Source organism: Microcoleus sp. PH2017_05_CCC_O_A (assembly GCF_020738785.1).
Lineage (GTDB): Bacteria > Cyanobacteriota > Cyanobacteriia > Cyanobacteriales > Microcoleaceae > Microcoleus.
On the sequence record NZ_JAEQCB010000069.1, the window covers coordinates 23,407 to 43,713 of the forward strand.

Sequence of the window (20,307 nt, forward strand, 5' to 3'; positions counted from 1 at the left end):
CGATCGCTCTGGGCGTGAAATCTACCTAATACAAAATAATATCGAGACTCGTGCGATGCGTGCAAGTGCGATCGCCAGACTCAAGCAAAAAATTAGCACATCTCATGGTAGAATCCTTTGTAATTGGCGATTTCACGTCGGGAAACACATCCGCCAAGCAAACAACTTCCACCGCCCAAAGCCCCCATAGTTCGATCGATAGTCTCATCGCCAGAGACGATATTTTGATTCACCAAGCCCAAAAAAAGGGCAAATACATGACTGCTGTTGTTCCTTCGTGGAATTCCCCACCAGAAAACCTGACATTAGACATCAACGAAATTCATGTTTGGCGCGTCTCTCTGGCTCAAACGGCGTCTTGCGTGCGGACTTTAGCAGAGACTCTCTCTACCGACGAACAGACAAAAGCAGAGCGTTTTCACTTTCCAAAAGATCGATCGCAATTTATTGTGACTCGCGGTGCGCTGAGAGAAATTCTGAGTCGCTACCTGCACATAAATCCCAGCCATCTAAGCTTTGAATACAACCCCTACGGCAAACCCTCTCTCATCGTCGCCCAAAGTGGAGATACCCTGCGTTTCAATTTGTCTCACTCTCACGAACTTGGGCTAATTGCCATTACCAAAAATCGAGATATTGGCGTCGATATTGAACGAATAAATCCCAACTTTCCCTGTCTAGAGATTGCTGAAAAGTTTTTTTCACCATTAGAAAACACCGTGCTGCGTTCTCTATCCAAAAATCTCCAAAACCACGCTTTTTTTGCCTGCTGGACTCGGAAAGAAGCCTACATCAAAGCAGTCGGAAAAGGATTATCTATTCCCCTGAATGAGTTTGATGTGACCCTCACACCAGGAGAACCCGCAGCACTATTAAATGTTGAACAAAACCCCGAAGAATCATCGAAATGGTCTTTAATTGAATTAATTCCCTGTTCAGATATCGTCGGGGCTGTTGCGGTTGCAGGAGATTGCTCGAAACTTCATTGTTGGCAATGGACAGCGAAGTTTTGAGCTATGATTCGTAGTGAACAATGCGAGTCCTTCTAAAAAGGTTCGCAGTGAGGACTTTAGTCCTTCTTCACCTTCAAAGAGAGGACTGAAGTCCGAAGGATCGAACAGTTATTTAGTGCAATACCTAAATGTTTGACCCAGACTTGGATGTGACGTGCGATCGCAAAGTAGTAATACTTCCCCGGAATATTAATTCAGACTTGCGATCGTAGTTTGCTCACCATCACCTCCTATAATTACTTGTGGGTTCAAGTTTTTTTAAGCCCAGATTTAATGATCTCAATTAACTCCGATTCCAACCAAGGCTTATACAAGCACGAATGAAGGTTTGCTTCCTTTTTTACCCTGGCAATAGCAGCTTCATCAGCTTGACCTGTTAGCATAACTTTCACGATTTTTGGGAATTTTTGGTGGATGCAAATCAGCAGATCGTCCCCCTTCATCCCGGGCATTAACCAATCTGATACAATCACCAGAACTTGAGACTCCTCTTCAGTAAGCTCCTCTAGCATTTCTAGAGCATCCATCGCATTTTCGGCCAGTTCATAAGAATATTCAGTACCAAAAGCTGACTTGAGTTGCACTTTGAGACTCTCCAATACAGCGATTTCATCATCAACACATAAAATTACTGGTTTAGGCATTTTACTCTTTACACTAAAAATTGTGACTTGGGAATTGGAGATTGGAAATTGGGAATTGGGAATTGGGAGAAAAAGAAAGCAGAAACAGCTACCCGTCGATCCGTAATACCAGTTTCAAGAAAGAATGCAAATGTAAGCCCGCGATTCAAACCCTGATAGTCATCAGTCATTCCCAATCTCAAATCTCAAATCTCAAATCTCAAATGGTATGACTTCAGTTTTGTGCTACTAATTCCTCGGTAAATAAACTGTAAACGTGGTTTGTCTGGGAAGTGATTTTACTTCTATTTTACCTTGATGTTTGTCAATTATTTGTTTAACAATATGCAACCCTAAACCACTACCTTCCCCTAAGGATTTTGTTGTAAAAAAAGGCTCAAATATTTTCTCTTGAATATCCAACGGTATACCTTTGCCTGTATCGGCAATAGTAATCTTTATCTGCTCACCTGCCTCAATCGCGTCAATAGTTAAAGTACCTTGATAGTCCATAGCTTGTAAAGCATTGTGGACGATATTTGTCCACACCTGATTGAGTTCGTCAGGATAGCAAAGTACAGGGGGTAGTTCTGGAAGGTTCAGCACTATATTCACTCGATTTTTGATTTGATTGTGATAGAGAGTCAACACCGTTTCGATACCATCACCTATCTTGGCTAAACTCTTATCGCTCGACGGTTGACCTCCTGTGTATTCTTTGAGAGCAAATATTATTTTTGCCGCTCTATCTGCTGCTATTGCTATGGTTTGCATACCTCTTTGCATACCGGATATTTTATAAGCACTATCTAAGATATACAAACTATCAGATCTTTTTAACAGTGGCAAAAAAGGCTCTATTTTGTCATAAATTCTCATGTCCACAATCGTATCAGCCAAATCCTCTGGTTTTGCAACTTGTTCGGAGTTAAATTGACTGATAAAAAGCCTTTTCACTTTGCGGTCTTCTTTGGCAGAGAAACTGGGTTTTTCTTGGAGCGACCTATTGATTAATGCTAAAAAAATTTCCGCTTCTTCTATAGATAAAGACTGAAATAGTGCAGGCAACTGCTGTAGAGATTGCTCTAAAAACTTAAAAATGTTCCCCGCCGAAGAGCGAATTGCTCCCAATGGAGTATTGATTTCGTGAGCAATTCCTGCGATTAATTGTCCCAACGCAGCCATTTTTTCTGAATTAATTAGTTCGTTTTGAGTAGACTTTAATTCTAGCAAAGTAGCATTCAATCTCTCATTAGTTTCCGCTAGCTCATCATTTTTAGATTGCAAATTGTTTTGCAGATTTTGTAAACTCAAGTGAGTTGCGACACGAGCCAAAACTTCTTCTACTTGAAAAGGTTTGGTAATGTAGTCTACTCCGCCGACGCCAAAAGCTTTGATTTTATCCAGTACATCGCTCAAGGCACTGATGAAGATCACGGGTATGCCGCGAGTGCGATCGTCCGCTTTGAGCTTTTCGCATACTTGATAGCCGTCGATCACCGGCATATTAATATCCAGCAAAATCAAATCCAAAGCAATGGTTTGGGCAATTGATATAGCTTGGTTTCCATCCCGTGCGGGTCTAACATTGTACCCTTGTTCTGTCAAAATCCCAGCGAGAAGGCGCAAATTAGCTGGAGTGTCGTCAACTACAAGAATATTCGCCGTTGGTGGGACTATTTGCTGGCTGCTCACGATCGCTTAAACTCTCTTGTGTTATTTTTTAGAGCTGTCAATTAAAATCACTATTTTACCGCAGTTCAACTGATTTGCCAAGATAGTCGCGACTTTCACTCAACTGATACCAGTTCAAAAAAAGAATGCGACTCTATGCAGGATCCCAACCCTCATGCCAGTCATTACGAATCTCAAATCTCAAATCGGAAAATGGAAAATCGTATGAGACTGTTCTCTGAAGAGAGGACGCTGCTAGGCACTAGACGCTCATCAACCCGCTGTATGACTGTATTTTTTGTTGCTCAACCCAGGATTTTTGAAAGGAACCTGGTTTCTCGCTCTGAGAGTAAAAAAACCGGGTTCTTGAGATAAGATTATGGACTCAAACCCAAAGCTTTCTTTCCTATTTCCGGTTCATTTATAGTTGGTAATGACCGGAATGTATTCAATTTATTATATTAAATAAAGTCAGAATTACTTTGGGGCAATATTGCGTGCATTTCGTGACAGCGTTGCAGATAATTTTGCGCCACCCTATCTAGGGGATTCTTGCGTACACAATCCGCAAACAGTTCTGCCGCTTCTTGATGTTTAGCAGCAGCGTAATTATACAGTGCTTCGACAAATACGGGTAAAGTTGCTAACTTACGCTCTTTCAATTCAGGTGGATCGGCATCAAAAACTTCGTAAATTGTCATCAAATCCGATTTACCTTTTACTCGAACACAGCCGATATTTCGGATTGAGTAACTTTTGGGATCGGTCAACTGCAAAAAAGTATTTTGAGCGATCAACATCGACACCCCGTAACTTTTCGTCATAGTTTCCAGCCGCGAGGCTAAATTCACAGCGTCGCCAATCACCGTACTGTCCATCCTGTTAGTTGACCCAACTGTTCCTAACATCAATGAACCCGTATTGATGCCAATCCCAATTTTAATAGGTGCGTAACTGCAACTCATGCGATGTTGATTGTATTCAGCGAGACTGTGCAACATAGAAATTGCAGCATTCACGGCATCGCTGGCACTCTGACCGAATAAAGCCATAATTGCATCGCCAATATATTTATCAATAAAGCCGTGATTTTTAATAATGTTTGGCTCCATTCGACTCAAATAGGAATTAATAAAATTGAAATTTTCTTGAGGTGTCAGGCTCTCAGAAAGAGCCGTAAAATCCCGAATATCGGAAAACAATATTGACATTTCCTTTTCCACGCTGTCGCCGAGTCGAACGTCGCTCAAGCTATCGTGGCTTAGCAGCGAGACAAATTCATTCGGCACAAAGCGTTTAGCAGCTTCTGTTAATTTTAATTGCTGTGACAGAGCAACTTCTAACTCCTGATTGATTTTCCGAAGTTCGGCATTTTGTTCTGCTAGTTTTTTATCCTGACTGTAGCTGTGGACGGCTTCTGTCACAGTCAATCTTAAGTCTTCAGTTTGCCAAGGTTTGCCGATGTAGCGGTAGAGTTTTGCCTGTTTGATGGCATTTCCTACCGCTTCAATAGTCGCCTGACCGGTCAGCATCACCTTGAGAGTTTTGGGGGAAATTTCGTGAACTAGCCGCAACAATTCATCGCCTTTCATGTCAGGCATCACGTAGTCCGAGATAATCAAAGGGATTTCATAGCCGTCTTCGAGCAATTCAGCAATTAACTCTAGGGCATCTTTACCTCCTTCGGCAATTTCAATCTCATAAGTATTGCCTAAAGCTTCTTTTAATTCTGTTTTAAGACTTTTCAGAATTGTTTTTTCATCGTCAACGCAAATAATGACTTGTTTGGTCATAATGATAAGGCTGTTTTAATGGTTTCGATCAACTCTGATTCCGACCAAGGTTTCTGCAAACACCGATGGAGGTTGGCTTCGTCAAAAGCCCTCTTGACTGCCTCTTCATCGGCTTGACCGGTCAGCATAATTTTTACTGTTTTTGGAAATTTTTGATGAACTCGAATCAGAAATTCATCTCCTTTCATTCCTGGCATTAACCAATCCGATACAATCAAGATAACTGAGATTTCGTCGTCAGTGAATTCATCAATTAACTCTAGAGCATCGGCGGGACTTTCTGCTATCTCGTAAAGATAAGCATTCCCAAAGGCAGATTTTAGTTGCGTTTTCAGACTTTTTAAAACTACTTTTTCGTCATCAACACACAGGATAATTGGTTTAGACATTTTTGCTAATTAACTAAGTTTTAGGAGAGATTGACAGGTAGAACAACTGTAAAAGTAGTTTGGCCTGGAACAGATTCAACTTCTATTTTACCGCGATGTTTGTCAATAATTTTTCTGACTATATCGAGACCCAGACCGCTGCCTTCTCCGGGGGGTTTTGTGGTGAAGAATGGAGCGAATATTTTGGGCATTACTTCGGATGGAATTCCGGCGCCGCTATCTGTAACACCGACTTTGATATTGTTGCCTTCCTGAAGGATATCCAGAGTTAATGTGCCTTGATTGTCCATCGCTTGCAGGGCGTTGTGAATCAGATTTGTCCATACTTGATTGAGTTGGTCTGCATAGCACATTACGGGCGGTATTGTTTGGAAATTGCGGATGACTTCGACGTTGTGTTTGAGGTTATTTTGATACAGGGTGAGTACGGTTTCTATGCCTTCGGTTATATTAGATGCAGCCATCGTTTCTGATGAGTCGTAACGGCCATAGGTTTTCAAGGCGAATACGACTTTAGAAGCGCGATCGGCTGCGGTATTGATTGTTTGGGTTCCTCGCTGGATTTCGGAGAGTTTGTAAGCCATTTCTAAGATGCGATCGCGATCGACCTTTTGCAGCAGAGACAGAAAGTCGTCAGCCTCGTAAATCCCCATATCTACCAAAGTGTCGGCGATCGCATTCCCTTCGTCAATATTTTCGTCTTCGAGTTGACGAATCAAAGTCCGCTTTAACTTCCTTTCTTCTTTAGCTGTTAAAGTCAGATCTTTTTGTAGCGAGCGATACAGTAGTGTGTTAAAACTTTCAGATTCTGCGGGGGAAAGCGACTGAAACAGTGAGGGCAAATTGGTGATGGTTTGCTCTAAAAAAGTAGTCATACTTCCGGCACTCGATCGAATTGCGCCCAGAGGAGTATTCAATTCGTGGGCAACTCCGGCGACTAATTGACCTAAAGCTGCCATTTTTTCCGATTGAATCAGCTCTTCTTGAGTGGTTTGCAGGTTGTCTAAGGCTGTTTTGAGCTCTTGGGTTCTTTCGGTGACTTGGACTTCGAGAGTGCGGTTGTATTCCGCTACCAATTTCTCGGCTTGTTTGCGCTGGGTGATATCGGCAAAAGCTGCGATCGCATAACTCACCTTTCCTTTATCATCATAAATGGGCGTTCCCCAAACCTCGATCGGAATAATCCTGTCAGACTGGCGAATTTCCATATCATCAACGTTAACGCTGGCTCTCTTAAAAGCATTAGCAAGGGGTTCTTTGTCTGCTGGATAAAGTTCGTTGGTACCTGCCAGATAAGCTTGATAAATCTCTCGAAGTTCTGACTCAGTATTAGCGATGATGCCTGTACCTAATAAATCCTGAGCGCGAGAATTAACATAGTAAGGTTTGCCACTAGACTCGGCGACAAATATACCCACCGGCACTGCTTCCAAAATTTGGTTTAATCGACTTTCACTCTCAGACAATTCGGCATTCAAAGCTTGCATTTCTGTGAAAGATACTTGAAGTTGCGCCGCCATACTATTAAATGAATTGGCAAGTTCCCCGACTTCATCGGATCGGTTGAGCGTTACACTTTTGCCCCATTCACCTTTAGCAATATTTTTGGCAGCCTCGTTCAAAGATAAAATTGGTTTTGTCACCCATCTAGCCGTAACAACGCCAACAATTATCGCGATGACAAAAGCAGCAGCGCACAACAAAATAGTCGCAGTATTGTTGGCATTAATTTGTGCCATAAAATCCGCTTCGGGAACCACCACCACAATTAACCAATCCAATCCTTTGTCATCTTGCCAAGGCAGAACTTGTAAAAATTGTTTTTTCCCCTCAACATCAAATTCTAGTGACTGCGCCGTTTTCAGAGATTGAAACTCGTTAAAATTAGCTCGTAAATATTTAGCCGTGGTTTGAGTGAAAGTATTTTTACTGTCAATTGCTTTAACTCGTTCGGCTCCGTATTCTTTGTTGATGGTATGAAACGGTCTTTCTCCTGTCGAAGTTGCGACTAACATTCCGGATCGCTCGACAATAAAAACCTGTCCAGTTTCGCCGATTTTTAAGCTTTGCAAAAACTTACCAATGGTGGACAAATTAATATTAGTTAGCAATACCCCTTGCAATTTGCCTTGTTTGTCGTAGAAAGGCATAGATGCGCCGAGATAGGCAGTAATGCCAGCCGTATTGGGATAAATCTGACTCCAGGTGGGTTTACCAGCAGCTACCGCAGCTTTGTACCAGGGGCGAGTGCGCGGGTCAAAATTAATTTTGTTGTTTAATACTGCGCCGATTTCGCCGGATTCATTGGTGGCATAGGTGCGGAAATCATAGTTACTTGCTGCTGTCGATACTCTCCAAGTCAGCGAGCCATTGTCGAGCCTTTCTGCCCCCAAGTTGTCTCTTTGTTCTAATCCTAAACCGGTAAAAGTGAGGGTGTCAAATATCTGAAGCTGCCGCCAAAAATGACGCTGTAAAACAGGTACATCTTCCAGGTTGAGGGTGCCGAGTTCGATCGCAACAGCATTGATCTGGTTGACCTGATGGGGTACAGTCAGGTAAGCACCGAGATTCTGTTGGACGCGGCTGCCTACTTCTGTCATTAGTCGATCGGCAATTTCGTTGACTGCCTTCTGTCCGTTTTTAAATGAGAGATATCCTACCAGTCCCACCGCCGCGAACAGTTGCAAGACGAAGGGAACTATCAGAACTGTTCGCAGGGTTCGGGAGCGAGCAGTTTTTGCGGCTTCGGTGGCAGTAGATGGGGTTTTGTTCACAACGTTAGTGCTGGATCTAATTAGGATCGGGATTGTTTTGAGTTCAGAAATACTTGCAGGCGGGCGACATCCACCTGCAAAAAATTGACGGCCCGCCCAAATCGCCATGCCGTATTTCGCTCTCTTTGGGATGCACAGGAGTTGAGAAACCGATTTAGCAACCAGATTCGTCGCTGTCAAACCAAGATTTGTTGTAAAAACCCGGTTTCTTTTCGTAAGTTTTATTCTGGTTATTCCGTCTTGCCAGAGTCTGCTGATTTTTGAGGTGCAACTTTTGAACAGAAGCGTGCACCGCTCGACTCTACAACATTTTTTAGTGCATGAATGAATAAATACAAACGCCTGCTTTCGATTCTACAATAAATAGAGGTAATATTGCGAGCGCTGGGTCATTTGTTGCACTTTTTAAGTCAAAGTGCCGGGAGTGCAAGCTTTGGGCTGTGGTGGTAATTTATCGATCGTACAAATTCATAGCAGAAGCCATAAGCCATAAGCCATAAGCGATCGCCTGCAAGATGCCCAATAGCAGTAAGGTGCAGACACAAGCACCCGACATACTTAGGTTTTCGATTGACGGATTTGAGCGCAAAGGACGATCGCCCTTTGCGCTCAAATTGAAACTAAGTCAACGGCTGCGAATTCACCCGCCGAATTGCCACCACCGCAGGTTTAGGTGGATTATTAACTGTTTTAAGAGGCCAATTCGATCCTACGGGCACTTTTCGAGTCTGCAAAAATTCCTTACCATCAATAGTCTTCATGGCAAAATTGCGATCGTCTGCCGCCATATCCTGCCGCATTCCGTTAATTTCTCCTGGATGCTGAATTGACAAAAACAAAGTCTTTTCATCCTCAGTAAAAAACGGCCCAGTAGTTTCGCACTCCATCGGCCCAATTCCAAACAAAAAAGCCTCCCCAGCATTGGGGCCAGAAGCCGGCAAAAACCAAATTGCATTGTTACCATACAAACCGCGCAAATTAGATTGGCTAATCGGTTTCCCATCTTTATCAACTCGGCCCGCAGCAACAGGTGCATTCAGTTTGTCAGAAGACATATCATTTACCATCCAAACATTGCCACCCTTGTCAATCAGTAAATTATCTGGATTAGAAAAACCCAATCCGCCCGAAGCCGGTTCGCCACCCGTCGCAAACATTTTCCACTGAAAAGTCATTGCAGATGGCTCGTTACCCTCTTCAACTAAGCGCATAATCCAGCCGTATTCGTAAGATTTGCCGTCCTTCCCTTGAAAAATTCGCAAATCCGGCCCGCCGTCGCTATCGCTGGCAGAACCGGAAGTAAAGGTAATGTAGAGAGAACCATCAGGAGCAATTTCAGTGTCTTCGGGACGAGCAGTGCAAGTAGCTCCTGCCGCACTTGCGGCATAATGAGCATCAATTAAAATTGCACCTTGTTTTTCCTTAGCTGTGCCTTCGTAGAGGTCATTTAAAGTCTTGAATTTTTGTTTAAAAGCAACTGCTTCTGCATCTTTTTCGACTTTGACAAAACCGCCTGCGGGACGCAGCGGCAAATTAATCATTCCGCCTCCATGAAGGCTAGGCAAATCTGGATTGACAGGCGTGTCAGTTTTTAATGGAATCCACCTACCGGTGCCGTCAGCGTTAAACTTGGCAGCATAAAGCATTCCCTCTGTCAATAGCTGGGAATTAGCTTTATCTTTGGGGTTTTTAACTGCGTTTTTGCTGACGAATTTGTAAATATGTCCGCTGCGCCGATCGCACCCCGAGTAAAATGCTAATGGTTTTCCGGCTACTACGCGAATGCCTACAGCTTCGTGGCGGCAGCGTCCCAGCCAAGTGTGTTTGGTGCCGTAGTCCTTGGGGTTAGCCGGATCTACTTCTACCATCCAGCCGTATTTATTACCCGCCAAGCCGAAGACATTCCCTAAACCGCCAATTTCTTCCTTATCTATGTAGAAATTTTTATTGCTTGGATCGAAGGATGTACCGTCTGCAAACACAGGTTCCGGTACGAAATTCTGGATGTTTTCTTCCGCACTAAAAACCGTTCCCCAAGGCGTAGTCCCGCCCGCACAGTTATTAAAAGTGCCGATGATTTTTGCGCCCAACTTGTCCGAGTAGCCTTTACCTTTTTTGTTGAACACGGCTACCGCCGGGCCGGTGGATTTGAGGTAGCGCCCGTCTTCTAGGCCGGAAATACCCGTAATTCGGCGATCGGCTGGAGAATGCGTTCTTACCCATTTGCCATCATCATTTATTTTGATAGAAATTACCCCGATTCCCACCTCAATTAAAGCTGCTTTTGACACTTCCGCAACCATTTTTTTTGTCTGGTCTTTTTCCGACGCAGAAAAGGCATTGACTCCCACTTTTCCGGCGGAGGTAGCTGCCGCTTCTAACTTAGCAAAAGGCAGAGATTTCCCAATAACTTTTTGATAAGTTTGTATCCAGGGCTTGGCACTGATGTACTCGAAATTAACAGTTAGCAATCCCTGATTTTTGCCAGTTTCTACAAAGGAGAGATAGTCATTGTTGTAGCCGAAGTGAGAATCGCCCACTTTGTCTCCCCAAGCAGCTACGATATCGTAGGTAAAGCCTTCTGGAAGCAGGAGGTCGTCGGCTACTTCGTAAGCGCTGTAAGCTTGCATTTGCTGCTGGGTGGACGCACTGCTAATGGGGATGAATTGTCCAGTTTCTGTTAAGGTGCTGCTGGTTAGTAAAGGCATCGGCCCTTTGACTGGTTGGAAGTTTATGCCTCGTGCCATATTATCCACACTCTTGGCAGAGTTAACTGGCGGTGAGAAGGGCATGGCAATTTTTTTTTGGCAAGAATTGAGTGCAACACTACTGGCCGTTGCACCCAAGAAAAGTAGGAATTCTCGACGCTTGATAGTCATAGGTAAAAAAATGGTTAAGGACTAATTATCCGCAGACTATAAACTCAATTGACGGTCATTTTTTTGAAAGGTATGTTGTTGGGCTTTAGCCCCGTTTATCTATACGTCTCAAGAGGGCCCAAGCCCAACAACGTACCTATGCACTCGAACATTAATCTCTAGCTTTTTGTAACACAATTTGCTGGACTTAAGGATATATTCCAATTTAATAAAGGTATGTTGTTGGGCTTTAGCCCCGTTTATCTATACGTCTCAAGAGGGCCCAAGCCCAACAACGTACCTCATCAATAATTGCCCCATACATACATACAAATAAGGACACAACATTGTTGTATCCCTACCTACGTCATATTTAACTCGAACTTGTAACCATACAACAGATTAAAACAATCAACCAAATCGATAGCCGAACCCCCGTACTGTAATGATATATTCCGGTTGACCCGGATCGATTTCCAACTTTTCGCGCAGCCAGCGGATGTGAACATCTACTGTTTTGCTGTCTCCGATAAAATCTTGACCCCAAATTTTTTCCAGCAACTGATCGCGAGACCAAACTCGCCGGGGATTACTCATAAATAGTTCTAGTAAGCGAAACTGTTTAGGAGAAAATTTTACTTCAATACCGTGAACCAAGACGCGGCACTCTTCAGGATACAGAGTTATGTTCTTATATTGCAGCATCATCGGTTGTGGCAACTGACCGAGGCGCTGGCGCCGCATCAGTGCCCGACACCGGGCGATAAACTCCCGCATTCCAAAAGGCTTGGTGAGATAATCATCCGATCCGGCTTCTAGATAAAAAGCGCAGTTGTTTGCACTTCCTCTAGCACCGATAATCAAAATAGGAACGGGATTTCCTTGATGTCGTAACATTCGACACAGATCTAAACCATTAATTGAGTCCATAATTAATAGGTTGAAACCGAATTCACCGTGGTATGACGAGGAAGCTTGCACAGAAGGCAGAGCGTTGCGCCCGTCGCTAGTAACCACCACCTCATAGCCCTGTTCTTTCAGAGCTAAAGCTAGCATTTCCCGCAACAGGTCTTCACCTTCGAGTAACAAAATGCGGCCGGCTTGTCCAACAGCCAGCCTTGAAGGACTTTCGCTTAATTCAGCAGAAGACATAAATATCAGTGGGAGTTGTGTTTGTATGTGGCTAGCGGGAGGTGCCTTCTTCAGTAGCTGAGGCACTCTAGCGCTGCGATCGCTTTTTATGAACGATCGACTATTCAATCACTTATAATCTTTCGCCAGTCCATCCGACAGACATACGCTCGACTATTTCTACTTGCTCGTGCAAGAAATATAGCCGTTGAGCAGTTGCGATAGCTGCGCTGTCTGCCTCCGTCCAGGCGTTAGAAGCCTGGTCATTGTTCGGGGTCGGTATTACTTGGTAAAACATTGCCCGCTTTTAATTGACCAGGTTACACCCAATCTATAGGGAGATGGCTTTATCGTACAGGCAAAAGGTTATCAAAAGGTAAAGTTTTAGTAAATAAATGGTTAATTTATTAAAGATGAGTAATGTTGTTCTTAAAGTTTAACCGAACCCTACAGCTTTGGTTGAAGATACAATCTCGATCGGATTTACGCTCGAAAACTTGGTAACTGGAAAAATATTGGGCTAAATTAACGATTAATCTGGCAATCTGACGGGTTTTTGAGGAATAGTGTTTTGTGGGTTGGACGGGAGCTTCGTGGGTTGGACGGGAGCTTCGTGAGTTGGACGCGAGCGGGTGTCGTGGGTTAGACGCGAGCGGGTGTCGTGGGTTAGACGCGAGCGGGGACGCTCGCACTAGACAGGAACCGGACGCAAGCGGGGGCAAAGGCGAGGAGTTTTGAACGCGAGCTACAACTGACCCAGGCCCGCTACGATCGACAATACGAAGTAAAAATTCTGTAGATTGCCTATAATGTTGCTGCATTTGAGTACCTGGCCCGAGGTTGAAGCTTATCTTGAGAGCTCCCGAGGCATAATTATCCCGATCGGCTCCACCGAACAACACGGGCCCACCGGTTTAATCGGAACTGACGCGATTACTGCTGGTGCGATCGCCCAGAGTGTCGGAGAAGCAGCCAATGCCTTAGTCGGCCCGACAATTAATGTCGGCATGGCTTTGCACCACACCAGCTTTCCCGGTAGCATCAGCCTCCGACCGCAGACCCTAATTCTCGTAATCAGAGATTATATCACATCTTTAGCAAAAGCTGGATTTGAGAAATATTTCTTTATTAACGGTCACGGCGGCAATATTGCCACGATGAAAGCAGCATTTTCCGAGACATACGCGCATTTGTCTGATTTGAATCTAGCAAATGCCGATCGAATCCAGTGTCAAATCGGCAACTGGTTCATGTGCGGTTCAGTCTACAAACTCGCCAAAGAATTGTACGGAAACCAAGAAGGTTCCCACGCCACCCCCAGCGAAGTTGCTGTAACCCAGTACCTTTATCCAGAAGCAATCAAGCAAGCACCGCTTTCGGAAGAAGTTGGATCTGGGCACAAAATTTATAGTGCTGCTGACTTCCGCCGCCGATTTCCCGACGGGAGAATGGGTTCAAATCCTGCCTTAGCAACTCCCGAACATGGCCAACAATTTCACGATTTAGCAGTCAAAGAATTGACTAACAATTATTTGGAGTTTTTAAACTCAGATTAACAATTGCGTGAACTTGATAAATCTGGTTTCGATCCGAAGCCAGATATCCCTAAATCTCGCTTAAAAAGCAGGGCGGTTTTATAGAAGTTACGTTGTTGGGCTTTAGCCCAAAGGTACGTTGTTGGGCTTTAGCCCAAAGGTACGTTGTTGGGCTTTAGCCCTCTTTATATATATGTCTAAAGAGGGCTGAAGCCCAACAACATACCTTAGACACGAATGCTAGGCAGCAGCTTCCTCTTCAGCTTCAGCTTCAGGTGCATCTGGGACATCTTGCTTGATCGTCAAATAGCGAATCACCTCTTCGCTCAGACGCATCGCGCGTTCCATAGGAAAAATTGCAGCGCCCGGAGCTGTATAGTTCATTTGAACGTATACCCCGTCGCGGTGCTTGCCGATTTCGTAAGCCAAGCGACGCTTGCCGCGGTGCTGAGTTTCGATATTTTCAGCACCTTGATCGCGCAAAATTGTTTGATATTTCGCGATCGCCTGGTCAGTCATTTCTTCACCCAAGTCAGGGCGCAGAATGTACATTGTTTCGTAAATAAACGGTTTCATGGCAATAATTCCCTTATGGACAACAAGGCTTCTCATGAAGCAAGGACTTATCATCATATACCAACTATGAACAATCTCAAAACTAAAAAATCAAATTCCCCAAACCGCAGTCGATCGTCGTGGAGTACGCTGTGGATCTATGGGATGATGAGCGCGATCGCACTTTTAATGCTCTTCCCCTTGCTGTGGCTGCTCAGTACATCCCTCAAAGCCCCCAGCGAAAACATCTTTCAATATCCCCCGCAACTGTGGCCGCAACAGCCAACCCTCGAAAACTTCATCAAAGTGTGGCAAACCAACCCCTTCGGGCGCTACCTGTTCAACAGCACCTTGATTGCAGGCCTCACAGTCAGCATCAATGTTTTGTTTTGCGCGCTTGCGGCTTACCCCTTAGCCAGACTTAACTTTCGCGGCCGCGAAGCCATTTTAATTACAATTATTTCCACAATCATGATACCCTTCCAAATAGTCATGATTCCGCTGTACATTTTGACAGTACAACTCGGATTAAAAAATAGCTATTTAGGCGTAATATTTCCCGGACTAGCCTCAGCCTTCGGCATATTTTTATTGCGGCAAGCATTCCTAGCAGTTCCCAAGGAATTAGAAGAAGCCGCCCGCATCGACGGCTGCACCGAATTAGGCATTTGGTGGCACGTGATGATTCCGGCAATTAAGCCGGCTTTAGTTACTTTAGGGATTTTTGTATTTATCGGTTCTTGGAGTGACTTTTTGTGGCCGCTGCTTGTTTTGGACAGACCGGAATATTATACGTTACCTTTAGGTGTAGCGAATTTAGCTGGAACATTTTCTTTGGATTGGCGTTTGGTGGCGGCGGGTTCGATTATTTCCATTATTCCAGTTTTAGGACTGTTTTTGCTGTTGCAAAAATACATTGTGCCGACAGAAACTGCCGCCGGAGTCAAGGGATAGAATTACGGAATTGGGCATTGGGCATTGGGCATTGGGCATTGGGCATTGTTAGTCTAAAATTCTTCCTTCTTCCTTCTTCCTTCTTCCTTCTTCCTTCTTCCTTCTTCATACAACTCACAAAATTTATTTGTTATGTACGAATTACCTGAAATCCGCTTGATTGTTGAGCGCGCTGCTGTTATAGATGCGATCGTAGGCTTTGCAAATGCGATCGATGCCAAAGACTGGGACAAATTGCGTTAGCGAAGCCCTCGAAGAGGATCGCACCTAGCGGACGAAATAGATATCGACTATTCTGACTTTCGGGGTGAAACTCCCAGACGAATAACCGCAGAAGAATATATAAAACAGCGGGTAGAGGGACTTGCAGGTTTGCTAACGCTGCACGTCAGCACGAATCATGAAGTAACTATTCACCACAATACAGCCAAATGTCAGTCTGCATACCAAATTTATCGAATTGACCCCAGTCGCCAAGCTGGAGAGAATCGGCTGGATACAGCAGGAAACTATTTTCACTCTTTGATTCAAACAACAGACGGACATTGGCTGATTGACGGAATCAAGCAAACTGTAGTTATTGTCAGTGGCAATCCTCAGGTTCACGGTGCTCTTCGCGGTACATCTTAAACCCTTTTAGATTTAGGGATTGGGGATGATTTGACCTAAAATAGGTTCGTAGTGAGGACTTCAGTCCGCATAAAATCAGAGGACTGAAGTCCTCACTACGAACCTAATAACGGTATTTTTACTATAGTAAATCTCTCCAAAAATCTAACTTGCAAGTCTCTACCTCGGAGTAAAAACTGCACTAGGATAAGCAATCCGCTTGTGATTGAACTGTTCCCAAACCCGCACAAAAATCTCCGCAATTAAAGACATATTCTCCCGAGTCAAACCAGAATCCAGCAACTGATCATCCTGCCAGCGCGCCCGCAAAATCCGATTAACCATATTCAAAGCTTCCTCATGAGTGGCATCCTTGAGCGATCGCAAAGCAGCTTCACAAGAATCCGCCAACATCAAAATTCCTGTTTCCCGCGACTGCGGAATCGGCCCGTCGTAGCGAAAATCCTGCTCCCTCACTTCCCGGTTTTCGATCGCTAACTTTGAATTGTCCGCAGCAGCCAAAGTAATATTTAAATTTTCAGGTTCTTTTGCAGCAATTTGCTGCGCTTGATGGTAGAAATAAGCAATTAACATTGTGCCTTGATGTTCAGGAATAAACGCCTGAATCGCCTTCGGCAATCGATGCTTGCGCGCCATCACCATCCCCTCAGTAACGTGCTTTTTAATAATTTCGGCGCTCGCCCAAGGGTTATTAATTTCATCGTGTTTGTTGCCCCCGCCCATTTGATTTTCGCAAAATCCGCTTGGGTCGTGCATTTTTCCAATATCGTGGTATAGCGTACCAGCTCTAACTAACTCAACATTGCAGCCGAGTTCCCTCGCCGCAGCCTCCGCCAAACTAGCCACAAATAGCGTGTGCTGAAAAGTCCCCGGAGCTTCGGCAGCCAACCTCTTTAACAGCGGGCGGTTGGGATTGGCAAGTTCCGCCAGCCGGATCGGGGTAATCAAGTCGAAAACGTGTTCTAAATAAGGGCTGATGCCGATCGCCACCACGCTCCAAGCCAAACCAGCCAAACTTTGGCAACCCACCGTACCGAGTACGACGTACCAAATCGCACCGGCAGCAGCGCTAGCAATCAAAGTCCCCACCAGATAGACGCTGCCCTGAGTCAAGCCGACAGCCACGCCCAGAAGAGCCAATTCCTCGCGCGATCGCAACCTTCCGGCCATAAAAGCGCCCAGCAATCCCCCCGCCGCGCTAGCCACCAAATGAATCAACTCTACATCCAAGCCAATGGGTAGCAGCGCCGACAGCAGCCCCACCACAGTCACTCCCACCGCCGAACCGTAGAAGCCGCCTGCTAAAATCCCGATCGCGGGTAAAGTCGTCCAAGGCAGCCCCAAACTCACCAGCACCGGCGCGCTCAAAGTCAGCAGCAGCAACAGCAAATGATCTCTCCGGCGCAAGCGGTAGTGCCTTTCTACCAGCAACACGATCGCAATAGCCCCCGCGACTAAACAAACAAAACCCGCCAGCCCCAACCAATTTACACCCCGCCGGCTCAAACCAAAATAGTCCAGCAATACAAAATCTTGCTGCGCGATAAGTTTTCCTTCTGCAACAATAATATCGCCCTTCTCTACGGCGATCGTCACCGGTTTCACCTTTTGCGCGGCCAATTCCGCTAGCTGTTTGGTTTCCTCGGGATCTCTCACCAGATTTGGCTGCAAAATCGCACTTAAAGCCTCAACCGCCAAAGCTTGGGACTCTAACGGCACTTCGTCTGCGACTTGCAGCTTCACAGCTTCTTTCAAAATCTCTTTTGGTAACCCCTGCGGGATACCTTGAGCCAGCATCATTTTTGCCACCCGACTCATACCCGTTTGGGTTTTCTCCCAAGCTGCATCCGACAAATCAAACAGGGAAGTATCATAAATCTTTCGGAGCGCGGAAACCGACGGTTTTTCAAGCGCCTCCACAGCATTGGCATAGCGCCCGCGAGCCTCGGAAATACTATCTGTCAGGCTTTGAAAATCTGCTGCTCCGACCGATCGGCTGTAAGCTTGCAGTTGAGCAATCGCATCTTGCTGAGACTTGTTATCCGTCGGTGCAGCAATTGCCGGGGAATTCAAATTCAACCGCTCAAAATTTGCACTGTTGTCCCCTGCTTGCGCCAAAATCGATCGCCACTCCCACTCCGGACACCCCCTCAAGTAAACCTGAGCCGCATTTGAGAGCGCCGAGGGCGGCGCAAATGGAAACGGGCTTACCGCCCGCCGGAGTTGGCTCCCCTGTTGCCAAAATTGTTGCAATTCTCGCTCGATTTGTCGATCGACCGCGCGATCGAGCATTAATATCGGTACAGCCCCGATTCGTGCTGATGAACGGTGTTCTTCAGTAGTTTTGTGATCGGGAATGCTAACACTAGCAGGAGCCTTAATCGTCTGAGGAGCTTTCGTCCCCACATCCAATTTCGGCTGGTTGTAGAAGCGGTGACCAAGAGTGCTGCTGAGGGAAACTACTGCTACCAGGGCCAACATCGGGGAACGAGCCTGATTTTTGAGGCTAGATTTTGAGGTTTTACTTGTCAATCTAATGAAAGTCTCGGGCCCAGGCCATTTCTGGGGCAAAAAACGGCTCAGGAGAGGCCCGCCAGGGCGATCGGCATCTGTTTTACTGTCACCATTTTGCACTTGAGCAATGTGTTGGCGCAGCGAGCGCGTAGCCCCTAGCTGCTCAATCTGTCGCATTAATGAGGAGAGCGTATTCATTTGTGTCGAAGATATATCACTGTTACTCAGCAGCTTTGTCAGAAATTCTGACTGTGCATCTTGATTGAGTTTATCCGAACTACCGTACCTGAATATTCAAAACTAGCAGGCTAACTTACCGGACTCTCGACAGCCGTTCGATTTCCTAAGTGTCGCCAACAACGCCAGCAGTGTCCTCAAGCTTCTGCTGCTTATTTCCTGCCCTTGTCTATCTCAAACAGCTCTCGTGCGGTGTGGCTAAAAACCCGCTTTCTCGGTCGATTCCTAGTTTCCCAATCCTATATTTTCCTAGAAATCTGGTTTGAGGAAGCAAGCACCTCCGATTTAAGTTGTTACTTGTTAATTTTTAATTGTCGCTCTCCTTTGGCTGTCACTTGTCACTTGCTAATTGCTAATTGTTAACTGCTAATTCTTAATTTCTAATTTCTGCTTTCCCCTCCTGTTCAAAGCTCCCAACTTTATATTTTTCGAGGTCTAATGACATAAGGTGCAGCCACTGCGCGGGCTAGGGCTGCGGAATCGGGCCCCGCCGAAGGGTTGTAAACTCCAGCCCAAACTGCAAACAGGTTACTTGCTAACTCCAAAATTTTTGCATCGCTGCCCGTTCCCCACAGGGAGGGTTCTCGGCCCTCGACTAGCGGCTGCGATTCAACCGCCGACAATACTTGTCGCCATTCTACAGGAATCGCAGCAGCGCCATTGTAGGCTCCTGACAAAGCTCCCGTCAAAGCGCAGGTGAGTTGTCCGGCTATCCCGCTACGGGCGGCCCGCACTACTGACAAGCGTAAGTCTTCTGGGGTGCTCAAGAAGCAGTAGAAAGCTAGGGCAATGGGAATAAAATTTCCTGGATTGACATTTGAGTGAGTTTCTGATTGTTTCTCGCCCTCTTCTGGTTTTCCTCGCAAAGCTGTGGCGCTTTTGCACAGGTGAGTGGTGGCTGTTTCTAAATCGGCTCCCTGTTCTAGTAGTATTTGCACTTGCCGCAGCAACTCGGTTAAGGCAGTATCTATGTTTAGGTAGGCAATGGTTTGTTCGATCGCTGTCCCGGGGTCAAGTCTTTGTTTGAGCGATCGGGCGATCGCATATCCTATAGCTAACACTGCTGTCTGCAACTGTGCCTTATTTTCGTTGGGCAAAACATCTGTCGCCAGCATGATTTTTTCTCGCAGCTTGGCCTTATTTTCGTGAAAAAACATCACGCATGGCAGCGCAGCAACCGCAGCTTCACAAGGGTTAAGCAGGCTTTGAAACTCTGTGTTTGGAGAATGGTATATTTCCGACTTTGCCAATACTTCCCAAGTATCGCGCCAATCTTTTAAATCTAAACCGTTACACCGAATTAAACTTTGAGCGCACGCTACTGCAAGTCTCCCGCATTCGGAATATTTGCCCCTGAGTATTTTGGTGTTGGGAGAATTCAAGGCTAATATTGCGCCATTCAGGGTAAATTGTTGGTGTTTTGTCAGTTGTAAAATCGGCTGCAAGTCTTCGGTTTGGGGGAGGATACCCGCTAGTTGCCTCTGGTATTGCAGGCCTATAGAGTCTCCTAAAACTGCCCCCAGGATGGTTCCTTGAAACTTGCTCAACAGGGAATGCCGCATTTGAATTTAACTCAAGTTGCTACTAATTGGTCAGTTGTCAGTGGTCATTGGTCAGTGGTCATTGG

The 20,307-nt window shown here is 45.4% G+C and carries 14 protein-coding genes; 4 read left to right on the forward strand and 10 right to left on the reverse strand.

Annotated elements, in window-relative coordinates:
• Positions 1–50 precede the first annotated feature (50 nt).
• Entirely contained in the window at positions 51–1,013 is a 963-nt protein-coding gene (locus JGK20_RS17060; protein WP_293203193.1) for a 4'-phosphopantetheinyl transferase superfamily protein, read from the forward strand.
• Positions 1,014–1,261: 248 nt separating this feature from the next.
• Here the strand turns inward: JGK20_RS17060 and JGK20_RS17065 are convergent, their stop codons facing one another.
• The 7 genes from JGK20_RS17065 to JGK20_RS17095 form a co-directional block, all read right to left on the reverse strand.
• A complete protein-coding gene (locus JGK20_RS17065; protein ID WP_293178050.1) occupies positions 1,262–1,657 on the reverse strand; it encodes a response regulator in 396 nt (131 codons plus the stop codon).
• Between the two features lie 228 nt (positions 1,658–1,885).
• The gene (locus JGK20_RS17070) at positions 1,886–3,331 is read right to left on the reverse strand and encodes a response regulator (RefSeq protein WP_293178047.1); all 1,446 of its coding nucleotides are present in this window, start codon (positions 3,329–3,331) and stop codon (positions 1,886–1,888) included.
• A gap of 440 nt (positions 3,332–3,771) precedes the next feature.
• Positions 3,772–5,103 (reverse strand): adenylate/guanylate cyclase domain-containing protein, encoded by a 1,332-nt coding sequence (locus tag JGK20_RS17075; RefSeq protein WP_293178044.1) that lies wholly within the window; start codon positions 5,101–5,103, stop codon positions 3,772–3,774.
• On the reverse strand, positions 5,100–5,492 hold the full coding sequence (locus tag JGK20_RS17080; protein ID WP_293146959.1) for a response regulator: 393 nt from the start codon (positions 5,490–5,492) through the stop codon (positions 5,100–5,102). Before JGK20_RS17080 ends, JGK20_RS17075 begins: the two co-directional genes overlap by 4 nt.
• Before the next feature lie 20 nt (positions 5,493–5,512).
• Positions 5,513–8,446 carry an ATP-binding protein gene (locus JGK20_RS17085; RefSeq protein ID WP_293211302.1) on the reverse strand — a complete coding sequence of 978 codons (2,934 nt, stop codon included), beginning with the start codon at positions 8,444–8,446 and terminating at the stop codon, positions 5,513–5,515.
• Positions 8,447–8,886: 440 nt separating this feature from the next.
• Complete coding sequence (locus tag JGK20_RS17090; RefSeq protein WP_293231487.1) at positions 8,887–11,145, reverse strand: alkaline phosphatase PhoX; 2,259 nt, start codon at positions 11,143–11,145, stop codon at positions 8,887–8,889.
• 390 nt (positions 11,146–11,535) lie between these two features.
• The gene (locus JGK20_RS17095; RefSeq protein WP_293178035.1) at positions 11,536–12,276 is read right to left on the reverse strand and encodes a response regulator transcription factor; all 741 of its coding nucleotides are present in this window, start codon (positions 12,274–12,276) and stop codon (positions 11,536–11,538) included.
• 788 nt (positions 12,277–13,064) lie between these two features.
• Between JGK20_RS17095 and JGK20_RS17100 the strand changes: the two genes are divergently transcribed.
• Positions 13,065–13,811, forward strand: coding sequence for a creatininase family protein (locus tag JGK20_RS17100; RefSeq protein WP_293178029.1), 747 nt, complete (start codon positions 13,065–13,067; stop codon positions 13,809–13,811).
• A 219-nt stretch (positions 13,812–14,030) separates the two neighbouring features.
• Here the strand turns inward: JGK20_RS17100 and rpsF are convergent, their stop codons facing one another.
• Positions 14,031–14,366 (reverse strand): 30S ribosomal protein S6, encoded by a 336-nt coding sequence (gene rpsF, locus JGK20_RS17105; protein ID WP_293146945.1) that lies wholly within the window; start codon positions 14,364–14,366, stop codon positions 14,031–14,033.
• A 66-nt stretch (positions 14,367–14,432) separates the two neighbouring features.
• Between rpsF and JGK20_RS17110 the strand changes: the two genes are divergently transcribed.
• Together JGK20_RS17110 and JGK20_RS17115 are read left to right on the forward strand one after the other, a co-directional pair.
• On the forward strand, positions 14,433–15,299 hold the full coding sequence (locus tag JGK20_RS17110; RefSeq protein ID WP_293178230.1) for a carbohydrate ABC transporter permease: 867 nt from the start codon (positions 14,433–14,435) through the stop codon (positions 15,297–15,299).
• Positions 15,300–15,584: 285 nt separating this feature from the next.
• Positions 15,585–15,929 carry a nuclear transport factor 2 family protein gene (locus JGK20_RS17115; RefSeq protein ID WP_293231497.1) on the forward strand — a complete coding sequence of 115 codons (345 nt, stop codon included), beginning with the start codon at positions 15,585–15,587 and terminating at the stop codon, positions 15,927–15,929.
• A 159-nt stretch (positions 15,930–16,088) separates the two neighbouring features.
• On the opposite strand, the gene JGK20_RS17120 is transcribed toward JGK20_RS17115, so the two are convergent.
• Together JGK20_RS17120 and JGK20_RS17125 are read right to left on the reverse strand one after the other, a co-directional pair.
• Entirely contained in the window at positions 16,089–18,641 is a 2,553-nt protein-coding gene (locus JGK20_RS17120) for an HDIG domain-containing metalloprotein (protein ID WP_293231490.1), read from the reverse strand.
• Between the two features lie 458 nt (positions 18,642–19,099).
• On the reverse strand, positions 19,100–20,242 hold the full coding sequence (locus JGK20_RS17125; protein ID WP_293191011.1) for an ADP-ribosylglycohydrolase family protein: 1,143 nt from the start codon (positions 20,240–20,242) through the stop codon (positions 19,100–19,102).
• Between the last annotated feature and the right edge of the window lie 65 nt (positions 20,243–20,307).